This is a genomic window from Pelistega indica (assembly GCF_000506865.1).
In the GTDB taxonomy this organism is placed as follows: Bacteria; Pseudomonadota; Gammaproteobacteria; order Burkholderiales; family Burkholderiaceae_B; genus Taylorella; species Taylorella indica.
In genome coordinates this window covers 1-11,846 of record NZ_AYSV01000116.1, presented here as the reverse complement: position 1 = coordinate 11,846, position 11,846 = coordinate 1, and the positions used below count along the sequence as shown (strand labels likewise).

Annotated in this window: 8 protein-coding genes and 3 pseudogenes; 5 read left to right on the top strand and 6 right to left on the bottom strand. The window is 35.3% G+C overall.

Annotated elements, in window-relative coordinates:
• Nucleotides 1–263 precede the first annotated feature (263 nt).
• Nucleotides 264–485: pseudogene (locus V757_RS29445) on the bottom strand (transposase); the annotation flags it as partial.
• A 155-nt stretch (nucleotides 486–640) separates the two neighbouring features.
• Here V757_RS29445 and V757_RS25650 point away from each other — a divergent pair.
• Entirely contained in the window at nucleotides 641–2,800 is a 2,160-nt protein-coding gene (locus V757_RS25650) for a TonB-dependent receptor (RefSeq protein ID WP_023952734.1), read from the top strand.
• An 85-nt stretch (nucleotides 2,801–2,885) separates the two neighbouring features.
• On the opposite strand, the pseudogene V757_RS29685 reads toward V757_RS25650, so the two are convergent.
• From V757_RS29685 to V757_RS25635, 4 genes and pseudogenes are all read right to left on the bottom strand, one after another.
• Nucleotides 2,886–3,669, bottom strand: a pseudogene (locus V757_RS29685) (SidA/IucD/PvdA family monooxygenase).
• 16 nt (nucleotides 3,670–3,685) lie between these two features.
• Nucleotides 3,686–4,210: a SidA/IucD/PvdA family monooxygenase gene (locus V757_RS29680; RefSeq protein WP_261796559.1), complete on the bottom strand. Its 525-nt coding sequence runs from the start codon at nucleotides 4,208–4,210 to the stop codon at nucleotides 3,686–3,688.
• A 16-nt stretch (nucleotides 4,211–4,226) separates the two neighbouring features.
• Complete coding sequence (locus V757_RS25640; RefSeq protein WP_023952732.1) at nucleotides 4,227–5,450, bottom strand: condensation domain-containing protein; 1,224 nt, start codon at nucleotides 5,448–5,450, stop codon at nucleotides 4,227–4,229.
• Entirely contained in the window at nucleotides 5,447–6,751 is a 1,305-nt protein-coding gene (locus V757_RS25635; protein WP_023952730.1) for a condensation domain-containing protein, read from the bottom strand. Before V757_RS25635 ends, V757_RS25640 begins: the two co-directional genes overlap by 4 nt.
• 466 nt (nucleotides 6,752–7,217) lie before the next feature.
• Here V757_RS25635 and V757_RS29440 point away from each other — a divergent pair, with 466 nt between their 5' ends.
• From V757_RS29440 to V757_RS25620, 3 genes are read left to right on the top strand one after another with little or no spacing between them, the layout of a single operon-like run.
• Nucleotides 7,218–7,970 carry a histidine decarboxylase gene (locus V757_RS29440; RefSeq protein ID WP_281170658.1) on the top strand — a complete coding sequence of 251 codons (753 nt, stop codon included), beginning with the start codon at nucleotides 7,218–7,220 and terminating at the stop codon, nucleotides 7,968–7,970.
• Nucleotides 7,971–7,980: 10 nt separating this feature from the next.
• Nucleotides 7,981–9,576, top strand: coding sequence for an ATP-binding cassette domain-containing protein (locus V757_RS25625; RefSeq protein ID WP_023952728.1), 1,596 nt, complete (start codon nucleotides 7,981–7,983; stop codon nucleotides 9,574–9,576).
• Nucleotides 9,577–11,145: an ATP-binding cassette domain-containing protein gene (locus V757_RS25620; RefSeq protein WP_023952727.1), complete on the top strand. Its 1,569-nt coding sequence runs from the start codon at nucleotides 9,577–9,579 to the stop codon at nucleotides 11,143–11,145.
• A 142-nt stretch (nucleotides 11,146–11,287) separates the two neighbouring features.
• Here V757_RS25620 and V757_RS25615 read toward each other — a convergent pair whose 3' ends face one another.
• Nucleotides 11,288–11,644, bottom strand: a complete 357-nt coding sequence (locus tag V757_RS25615) for a hypothetical protein (protein ID WP_023952725.1) — start codon at nucleotides 11,642–11,644, stop codon at nucleotides 11,288–11,290.
• A gap of 74 nt (nucleotides 11,645–11,718) precedes the next feature.
• Between V757_RS25615 and V757_RS28165 the strand changes: the two are divergent.
• Nucleotides 11,719–11,846 (top strand): annotated as a pseudogene (locus tag V757_RS28165) (transposase); the annotation flags it as partial.

Genomic DNA, 11,846 nt, shown 5'->3' with positions numbered 1-11,846 from the left:
CCAATATGTACGATTCCATTTAAATCACTTCTAATCAAATCCCCAACGAAGGTCGCTTATTAGAGACCTCCGTGAGTATCGCTGAGACTTCGCTATCATCTGATAGACGTTTCTCGTAATAAAAAGCCGTACGACTAATGCCAGCCACCTTGCAACACAAGGCAATACTGGCGGTAAACTTGACCCGCAACTCATGAACCCAACTCTTGCGTTCTTGGACGGGTTTTATAGCTTTTTTATGATTTCTTCCTGCATCATGGATTTAAGACTGAGCTCGGCATACATCTGCTTGAGCCGACGATTCTCCGCTTCGAGTTCTTTTAAGCGTCTTACATCAGAGACTTCCATCCCCCATAACGTTCTCGCCATTTGTAGAATGTGGCAGAAGAAATGCCATGTTGACGGCATAACTCTTGAACAGGGGTGCCTGCCTCGGCTTGTTTAAGAATGTTGATAATTTGGCTTTCGCTAGTACGTTTACTCATGGTAAAACTCCTTTGAAATAAGTTTACGGTAACGTTCAAAAAAGTTCTACTTTCTTGTTGTCTTAATTTAGGGGATGGTTACATGACTCGTAAATTTATATTATTTAAAATATAATACAAATGATAATCATTTTTATTACCAATAAGGAGTAAATATGCCTATACCTCATCATATCTCATTCAAAATGAAGCCTATTCTGGCTGTAATCATTTCCTCTTTTTTTTCTTGCAGCGCTTTTGCTCAAGACAAAAATACGAATCCTTCAGTTTCAACACTGGATACTATCTATGCTGATACTCCCGATGCTTATTATCCAGGAGGGCAAGTAAGCAAAGTTAATCAATTAGGTTTTTTTGGAAAAAAAGATGATAAAAGCACCCCCTTCAGCGTCATAAATTTTACGGAAAAGTATGTAAGTGATATCCAGGCTAGAGACATCACGGAGATTATTGATAAAACTGATCCTAGTTTCTTTAGTAATAAAGCCAGTGGGTCATGGAGTGAAAACTATTCAATACGTGGATTTAACGTGGATCCTAATGATGTTACAGTGGATGGGCTTATAGGTATGGCCCCTTTTTATCGTACATCACCGGAACTATTTGAAAACATACAAGTCTTAAAAGGACCTTCTGCAATATTAAATGGTATGACACCGAAAGGATCTGTAGGTGGAGTTATCAATGTAATGCCTAAACGAGCAGGAAGTGAACCTTTAACACAATTAACTACAAGTTATATGTCTAATGCAAACGTTGGGGTTCATACTGATATTGGGAGAAGGTTTGGAGATACAAAGCAATTTGGTATTAGATTCAATGGATTAACCAGAGGTGGAGAAGGTTCTATTAAGGATCAAAAGCAAAAAAATCAACTAGCCTCTCTGTCTTTGGATTGGACAGGTGAAAAAGGCAGCGTGTTATTAACTGGTTACTACAGCAAAAATCATGTGGATGGGGTCAATCGAGGTATATCTAGTCTAGGAACATTAGAGCGTATACCATCTCCTCCTGATCCTGATACGCTATTAACTCCTGATTGGTCTTTCGTAAGGATGCAGGATAAAGCTGTGATATTAAGTTCACAATATAATTTTAATGACAGACTATCGATTTATGGAAAAATGGGCCATAGTAAGTCAGATTACCACTATAATGGAGCGGCTGGAGCAACTATCAATAATTCATCAGGAACTTTTACAACATCATTAGCCGGTCTGGGATTTGATGTAGAAAAAACGTCTGCTGATGTAGGGGTTCGTGGTAATTTCATGACAGGAAATGCACGACACGAAATCGCCCTAAATACCACTTATTACCACCATGATCAAAATGAATATGGAGGAAGATCTCGTCAGATGATTAAAACCAACCTCTATAATCCGGTTTGGGGAAATGAAATTTATGTTGAACCTTCCATGCACATTCTAAAAAGAGGACTTACGCTGAAAAGCATTGGATTTGTTGATAACATCTCATTATTTGATGATAAGTTACAGTTTACGCTAGGTCTTCGCCATCAACAAGTGATTGACAAATCAACCAACCCTCTGACGAAGATTAAGACTGTTTATGATGAGAGTGCAACTATTCCTGCATTCGCTATTCTTTATAAGGTAACACCTCAGGTTTCTGTATACGCAAACTATATGGAAGGTTTAAGCCAAGGAGCCTCTGCTCCTCTGACAGCAGCTAATGCAGGAGAAGTTTTTGCTCCCTATAAAACAAACCAGATGGAAGCGGGCGTAAAGTTTGATATTGCTAACTTCTCAAATACCATCAGTATATTCGAGATTAAAAAACCAAGTAGCTACACAGACCCCAATACTAATATTTTCTCTTTCGGTGGAGAGCAACGCAACCGAGGGCTAGAATGGACTTTTGTTGGGGAACCAATAGAACATCTGCGTTTAATGGGAGGATTGGCGTTTATTCAACCTAAGTTAACTAAAACGGCAGGCGGAATTAATCAAGGAAATACAGCTCCTGGTATGCCTACTAAACAAGCCAAGTTAGGGATTGAATGGGATACTCCATTTGCTCCTGGTCTAACTTTAATGGCTAATGCAACTTGGAGTTCTAAACAATACTTTGATACAACTAACAAAATTACTCTCCCAAGCAAAACTATTTTTGATGTTGGCGCACGCTATCAAACCAAAATTGCAGGTAAAGAAGTTACCGTTAGAGCTTTAGTCAATAATGTGACAAACAAAGCCTATTGGGGACAAGGCCAAGTCTTAGGAGGAGGAAGTGGATTTTTAACTGTAGGCCAAGGTAGAACATTCTTACTCTCTAGTACTATTAATTTCTAATATTTTTCCCGAAAAATATAAAACCTCTGCTGATAATATGTCTTATCCGGCAGAGGTTTTTTACTAAATAGTCCAAAGCAAACAGTTATGATACAGGCAATCCATAATTTTGGAATGACGTTCTTTCTGGAATATGATAATAATTCTGAGATAACAATTGATTGATAATAATTGCGTTCCTATAAGCACCTATCCCTAAGTCAGGAGCCCCAACACCTTGTTGAAAAATATCGGCGTTTTGCATAAAGATACGCCCTTGGACTCCATCTCGTAACTTTAATGAGAAGTTTGTGTCAATTATATAATTATTATCTTCATCTGTTACTAATAAATCCTTTTTAAGGTTTTCAAACCAGTCCGGCCATTGATGACTATAACCAGTAGCCAAAATAACAGCATCAGAATCAAGACTAAATTCTCTTTCTAATGTTCTATGTTCAAACAACAACCGTAAATTACCTTGTTTACTATCAATATTCTCTATGGTTTTTAGTTCACAATTTGAGCAAAGCAACAATCCTGAATCTTTTCCTCCAACTGTTTTTTCATAAATCAAATCATAGATATCTGCAATTGTCGTAAAACTAATCCCCTTATACAGATACCCCTGCGTTTTTGAAATTATTTTTTCTCTTAGACAAGTTTAATGATTGAAAATATTCCATATATGCAGGGGTGAAACATTCCTGCCCCAGCTTAGAAAACTCCATCGGGTGAAAACCAGGCGAACGTGTTATCCACTGGATACGAGCACCCTTCTGGATAGATTCATCATCCATCTCCGATAAAAGAGAAAATACACACTCTGCAGCACTTTGGCCAGAGCCGATAACAGTGATTATTTTGCAGCGCCTTAAATCTTCCCTTATATCCAGAAAATCAGCACTATGCCTTACTAGTGGATGCGTTACTTTCAGATCTATAATGCACTGAGGTCAATGATGGTTTTGTTCCTATACCTATAGACAAATTTTTGGCTAAAAATTGCACAGCACTATCTAAAAATCGACTGTGCACAACAAAACCCTGCTGTAACTTATCATATTCAATATGATATACATCATGCTGCAACTTACAATTACTCAAGTGAGACAAAGCCCACCGGCAATAATCATTATACTCTGTCCTTGGAATCAAAAAATTATCATAGTAATAGAACTGGTACAATCTACTCTTTTGATGTAAATAATTCAAATAACTCAGTTTATGAGCTGGATTGGCCATAGTTACCAGGTCAGCAAGAAAAGGAACTTGTAAAGTAGTATTATTGATTAACAAACCTTTATGCCAATGGAGCTCTTTCCTTCTATCCAAAAATAGACTTGATATACTTTTATGCTCTGTTAATAGTGCAGAGAGTCCCAAATTAAAAGGCCCTATTCCTATCCCTATAATATCCATACTATCCATATAGTCACTCCTAGTATCATGAAGCCGTAATTACAGTGTTTAATTGTTCTTGGATTAGATTTAATAAGCAAACAACATCCTCATCAAAGATAGCTTGCTCAACAAAATCAACATCAAAATTTAAACACCCTTCTGGCTCTTTTGCCTGAAAACGAATATCCATTATGATTTGAGGTGTTTGGGTTAATCCACTTATTTGTAGTACACCACAGTCTTTTGATAACGAGATCCATGAAAGCCCACTAGTAATAACAATCGGTAACGGTACCTGTATATTATTCTTATGCGCTAAATACCTACCCAGCTCAACTCCAGAAAAATGCAGATGCTCCATTCTATCCATAATTTCGACCTGTAATCCTTTTATAGACTCCAGAGTAATGCCGCTTGTTTCTTTTTCCCAATTTACTACAATGAAAGAAGAGTTATTGGACAACTTCGTTTTATATAACGGTAATACAGGAAGAGCGCAACAGATAAACTCAGTATTCTTCCATGTTGCCAGTACCTCCATTATTACAGCAATCAAAAAAGAATTAACAAATAGTCCATTCTTACTACAAAACCTATTAATTTCTTCAATGCTATTATTAATTAATAAGGACTTTCTTTTGAATCTAGACTCCTTAATTTCCATAATAGGCAAATTCCATTTTATTGGGCTATATCTCAAATCAGAGAATTTATTTGCCCAATACGCTTTATCTCGATGGATATGTTCTATATTTTTTAATTTTTTTTGTTCGGACTCATCGACATCTTGGATATAAAAATTGTCCTCAAATAATTCTTTAATGAGGATAGAAATAGACCTTCCATCAACAATTAAAGCATCAAACTTTATAAATATCGTTGTATACCCATTGCTGCGCTGAATTAAAGTAATATTCCACAATGGTTTATCAAGATCCAGAACCTCATGGCTATATTTTTCCCTAAAATCTTGTATAAAACACTCTTCGTTTCCCAAGCCCTCTCTCAAGTCTATTTCATCTACATTAAGTACCGGCTCATCAACAACATATTGTTCATAATTTTCCTCATCAATATAGGTACGTAAACATTCGTGATAGCCTACCATGTCTTTTATTCTACTAAGTAATCGTGACTTATCTATACGTCCATAATATTCTCTATACTCTTGCATTGAAACGCCACTTAGTGGCAGTATAGACTTTCTCCCCAAGAGATAGCTCATTTGTAAAGAGGTTAATTGTCTTACAACTTCTTTTTTACTCATTTACGGATATCCTCATCAAGAAACTCAAGGTTTTGGATTGCTGAGCGCATATACTGGAAGAAGGAGTCAAACATTGCCTTGGCAATGTATTCAGGAATAATATCTACTCTAACATCCCAGTTAATCAATACATTATTTTCGACTCTTACTATCTGAGCATCCAACGCGACATGAGCACTCTGAGAAATAGTCCAATTCAATGATCCTAATACCCCTTTGACTCTCTCTGAATACAAATTGCCTGTTTCTATATCTAACCCAGAAGTAAACACTATAGGCGCAGTTTCGATTCTTCCTGTTTTCCGAGAGAAATCACGTAAGATTAAAACACCATCATAATCGCTATAATCTAACTTCTCATACAAATCTACTGCTATATGCTGGCATAAATTTCGCAAACAGTGAATATTTTCTAAATTAACATTCACTATAGTAAAGTTTGCAAACTCCCCGATGAATCTATCCTTATCTTCCCTTGGTGGCCTTCTATTAAAAACTGGAATACTCAACCGATAATTTTCACCAATATATTCACTTAGGGCATAAGCAAACAAACTCATGGTAAGAACGCTAGGCGTAAAACCATTACTTCGTGCAATCTTTTCTAAAACAACGTACTCCTGCTCTGTTAACCATTTATACAATCTAACACTCTTTACTTTTCTTTTTTCTTCAGAATTACCGATTTTCTCTAAAGGGCATGGTGCAATTTTACTAACCTTATCACCCCACCACTTCTGAGCTGAAGAGAAGCCCCTGTGATGACGTTGCTTTCTACCATAAACACAATCAAAAAATAGATTGCTGGGTATCACCTCCAAGTCTTCTCCTCTATATAATCTACATAAATCCTCCAACATATCAGGTATACACGATGGGTCTAAAGCCACCATATCCGCATCTATATGTAAAATAAACTGTCCTTCATCTAGTAATGTCATTGAAAATTTAATAACTTCGCCATCCCAAATATTCAAGACTTGGTGTTCCCAACTTTTTCTTTTTTCAAAAATAAATAAATTTGCTAAATCAGGTTTACCCTGTAAATCATCACAAGTTACTGCAGGGATTTTATCTTCATCAATAAAATCTACTTCTCCTTCTTGACTCAGACGAAGTCGCATCATAGGATGAATTAAATACAGTCTCTTGATAGACTGAATTAATTTCATGACATCTATGTTTCTACCTAGAAATTCGATATAAAGATGGGATGATACTATTTCTTGTCCATCAACATTCATCAGTTGATTAACTCGCCCAAACCAGCATGCCTGTTGCATTGGAGTCAAATTATCCATCACATTATTCCCAAATTGACGCTATTAGCAAACTATTTTATTATATATAATAAATGATAATGGTAATGATAATTATTTTTATTTTTGTTATGAAAACATCTAAAAAAACTGTACAACTATTGGATAATTTCTGGGAATACTGTAAAGAAAATCAATACTTCAATAAAGGATATCCAGAATCAGCATCTTTTGACTACTCACCTCTTTTCCGTCTTTTTTCAGTTTTCAATGAACAATTGTGGTGATTGGCGTATAGACAGCAACTACGCTCTAAATACTTTTTCTTTTGAAAGAGAGGTCATTTACTATTTTTCGAACTTATTTTCGTTGCCTATTGAAGAAAGTTGGGGATATGTCACAAACGGCGGAACAGAAGGTAATTTATTCGCATGCTACATCGCAAGATCCTTATTTCCTACAGGAAATCTTTATTGTTCAGATCAAACCCACTACTCTGTAACTAAAAATAGCCAACCTTCTCAGAATAAATTTGATAGAAATACCATCCTCAGCAAACGGAGAAATTCGTTATGATCTTTTAGCAAGAAGTATCAAGGAAAAAAACGATAAAACGCCTATTATTTTTGCTAATATAGGCAGTACTATGCTGGGTGCAATTGATAACATCAATCTAATACAAAATGCATTATCAAATCTAGGAATCCCCAGACAAGATTATTTCCTACACGCTGATGCAGCCCTTAGTGGAATGATTTTACCATTCGTTGATAACCCGAATCCTTTTAATTTTAAGGATGGTATAGACTCAATTGCTATATCTGGTCATAAAATGATTGGAATGCCTATTCCATGTGGAATAGTCCTTACCCGTCAACGCTTTTTAAACGCTATTTCTAAACATATTGACTATATAGATTCACTAGATCATACAATTAGTGGCTCACGAAATGCTCACTCTGTATTGATGTTTTGGTATGCTATTCAACAGTACTCCTTAGAATCATGGAAAAAAAGAATAAAGCACTGTTTAAATCTTGCAGAATGCATAGAAAGAAAACTCAACTGTTTTAACATTAACACATTACGAAACAGAAACTCCATTACTGTCGCCTTTCCAAAACCATCAGAAAATGTCTGGAAAAAACATTGCCTCGCTACGACAAATAATTGGTCTCACTTAATTGCATTACCCCACCATCAAGATATAAACTGTTTTTCTAGTATTCTTTCAGACATCATACTTGACCTCACCCGATAAACGTATCATCATGTTAATACTACCTAAAAATTTATCACCTAAGATAAAAAAAGATTTAAAACAACAGTTTTTCCCTCTTTGTCTTAGTATTTTTTTAGCAACCTTTGCTGGGATATCGTCTTTATATGGATTCTGGAAATTACTAGCATTTGTAGACTCACAAAATACAAGACACCTATTGTTTTGTATACTATCTTGGGTCACTGCAGGAGGCGGATATGCTTTATCTAGCTATTATGCACACACAGCAGAATTGAATTTTGCTCAGAAAATTCGCCTAAATGCAGCACAGCACATAGCGCACCTTCCTTCTACTACGTTAGCTAGATATGGTAATACAGAACTAAAATCTCTATTGACCACAGATGTATATCACATACACTACTTGATAGCACATTTTCCCAGTGAATTTGTTTGTTTTATTATCGTTCCTAGTACATCTGTCTATTTTCTTATAACCCTTATCGGATTAAAATCCTTATTTATTCTCACTCCTGCTCTCATTGCATCTCTTTATTACTTAATAGTAGTGCCATACACAAATGCACGTGATGGAGAGGCGAGAATGCAGGTTATCAAAAATATCATTTCTATTGTTGATGATTATTTTAAAGGGATTAAAGTCCAAAGAATTTATGGTTCTGAGAAGAATTTTATTGAACAATATAAAAAAGAAAGCCAAAAATTTACAACGGAAATGCTAACCTGGGTAAAAAAAGTGGCAACACTATCTGCTATTGCTACTTCCTTATTACAAGCCGTCGCCACATTTACTATCACCTATTTACTAACCTACAAAGAGGACTATATAACCATATTCGGCTCATTATTTTTTAGTCTAGCATTTGTAATCCCAGTACTCAGATTAGGACATGGATTAGACTATGTTAGTTTAGGAAAAGCAGCCTTCAGTCGGTTAAATGATCTTCTCCTGGAGGAAACAATTAGTTGGGGGGAAAAATACCCTTCTAATATGCCAGAAGGAATCATACTTTCCGTAAAGGATGCATGTATACAAGTACAAAACAAAACACTGATCAAAAATTTTAATCAAACCTTTGTCTCTGGCGAAATAACTACCATTTCTGCACCAAGTGGAACGGGAAAAACAACTCTCCTAAAAGCACTTGCAGGCGTACAACCACTTAGTTCAGGTTGTATTAAAATGAATGGAATTTCAATACATCAACTTTCTGAAGATTTTTTCTATTCTACGGTATTACACATTCCGCAAAATATCCAAACTACGGAAACATCTACAGCAACAATAGAGGAATATCTTAGAGTTTTTTTCCCTAACTTTAGTAACGACAATTTTACATGGGCTTTAAATAAAGCAATGTTATTCTGTTCTCTAACCACCAAACTAAAATCACTCTCTGGAGGTGAACTCCAACGATTGGCACTATCAAAAGTTTTTCTAACAAAATCAAAATTAATCTTGTTAGACGAACCAACCAGTAATTTAGATGAAGAAACGGCTATGGCAATTATGACCGAATTATGTAAGGATATCCAAGCCACTCATAAAACGCTTATTATCATAAGCCATAGTCCTTCAATAATAGCCATGGCAGATCATCAAATAACTCTAGGAAATACCTAAATGGCTCACAAAAATAAAAATCTTGTAGCATTGATACCCAAATCAATTCACAGCTTACTAGCAAAAATATCCCTTGGTTGGATATTAGTTGCACTTATTGAAAGCATTTTCTATATCACTCTATGTTTATTCATAATGGACAAAAAAGCACCTTTAGAAATATTAATGTTGGCTCTTTTGTACATTATTTTCACTACTATTGTTGTTAGAAATGGATATTTAACAGGAGTAAAGGTTGCTGGCATCCTATACCAAGGACTAGAGCATACCTTATCAACAGCTAAACTATCTTGGTTTTGTCTTGAAACTCAGGCAAAAATCAATAGTATGACATCTCAAAAAATTCCCTTTCTTATGAGTTTACCAGCTCATCAATTACAAACTTTTATTCATGCCCTTTTTTTACCTATTTTTATTACCTTAGGTATCGCCATTTTTTGGGGAACTGAAATTGCTACTCTAGTTACAATAGCACTCATATCTGCCTTTGGTATGCAATTGTTTGGGCAAAAATTCTTAAAAAAAGCCGCAAAATCTCAAGAAACTTTAGACCATGAAATAACTCAACAGATTATTACATTTATTGAAAACATTGAAGTACAAAGAAGTTACGTAGGTATGTCAGCGTCAACAAGGCTACTTGAACAGGTATGGAGAGATCATGAAAAAGTTCTAGGTAAACTAAATCTTGGTTCAACAATCGCTACTTTTTTTGCTTATACGAGCAGTCTGCTACCTGTTATTAGCACCTCTGCATACCTACTAGTTACAGATAATTCACAGATTCATATCCTGATATTGGCTATTCTGGTCACCAGGGCATCCGCGCCTTTTGAAACATTAGCAAATGCAATATTAACTCTAACATCAATCAAGGGAGCATTTATTCAATACGATGAATTAACACATGCGCCTATGCTAAAAAATGAAGCTGAATATGACCTACCAAATTCAATATTTCCTTTATCCGCCCACAATATTAGTCATAACCGAGTACTAAATAATGTTTCTTTTGATATTTGGAAAAACCAACGAATACAAATAAAGGGAAAAAGTGGTTCAGGGAAAACTACTTTACTTGAATTACTTATGCGTTTTGATGACCCAGAACAAGGCATCATAAAATTAGGAGAAAAATCCATTACTAAATACCATTATGACGAATTCATAAAGCTCATTTCCTATGTTCCACAAAACCCTATGATATTTACGGGTTCACTTGCTGATAATATTCGTCTTGGTCAAAGATCAATTACAGATTCTCAAATAATTGAGGTATTAACTAAGTTAGGGCTATCCTCTATTATTAAAAGAAATGCTGCAGGCATCAATCAGTTTATTGGGCAGAATGGTTCCATGCTATCAGGCGGAGAAAAACAACGTCTTTGCATCGCTAGGGCTATACTGAAAAGCACTCCTATTTTGGTACTGGATGAGGCTACTTCAGCCCTAGATGAAGCTACTGAAAAAATGGTGATTAGCTACATAAAAACACTACCAACAACTGTCATATTCACAACACACAGAAATGAACATTTGTGGGAATGTGATGCTGTAATCACCCTATGAATAAGAGTTTCCTTTTTGTTTGTTTAAAAAATTCGCCCCTCTTATTCAAACGGGAAACTCTCTTTTTTGAAACGCATGTGTTAGATTTGGTCTGAACTTCTACAGCTCATCTATGGCAAAATGCAAATATCACTATAATATATTATAGTGATATTTTTTGTTTATTGCTTGCTTTTTTCAAACTTTGATTCTTATCTATTATTACCTTATCCCCTTTCTTAATATTATAAAATTTAACAAAATTTTCTAATTCTTTAGCCCATAAGTCAGTTACTTTTCCTACACTATCCTTTAATAAAAAATAGTACGAAATCTTACTATCTGAGTTAAATTTATAATTTGCGTGTCCATGGTCTAAAACAGTAAACTCACTATTTATTTTTAAATGTTGATTTAAATTTTGAGTCCTCTCTTTTATATCAATTAACCACGTTGAACGAACAAAACTATTATCATATTCACTAGTTTTATTTACTTTCTTAATAGTTATTGTAACCATCCCCTAAATTAAGACAACAAGAAAGTAGAACTTTTTTGAACGTTACCGTAAACTTATTTCAAAGGAGTTTTACCATGAGTAAACGTACTAGCGAAAGCCAAATTATCAACATTCTTAAACAAGCCCGAGGCAGGCACCCCTGTTCAAGAGTTATGCCGTCAACATGGCATTTCTTCTGCCACATTCTACAAATGGCGGAGAA

Bases quoted from the DNA above. Each gene is read 5' to 3' on its own strand.
- V757_RS25625 (WP_023952728.1), top strand. From the start codon at position 7,981: ATGTTAATACTACCTAAAAATTTATCACCTAAGATAAAAAAAGATTTA.
- V757_RS25640 (WP_023952732.1), bottom strand. From the start codon at position 5,450: ATGAGTAAAAAAGAAGTTGTAAGACAATTAACCTCTTTACAAATGAGC.
- V757_RS25635 (WP_023952730.1), bottom strand. From the start codon at position 6,751: ATGGATAATTTGACTCCAATGCAACAGGCATGCTGGTTTGGGCGAGTT.
- V757_RS29680 (WP_261796559.1), bottom strand. From the start codon at position 4,210: ATGGATAGTATGGATATTATAGGGATAGGAATAGGGCCTTTTAATTTG.
- V757_RS25620 (WP_023952727.1), top strand. From the start codon at position 9,577: ATGGCTCACAAAAATAAAAATCTTGTAGCATTGATACCCAAATCAATT.
- V757_RS25615 (WP_023952725.1), bottom strand. From the start codon at position 11,644: ATGGTTACAATAACTATTAAGAAAGTAAATAAAACTAGTGAATATGAT.
- V757_RS25650 (WP_023952734.1), top strand. From the start codon at position 641: ATGCCTATACCTCATCATATCTCATTCAAAATGAAGCCTATTCTGGCT.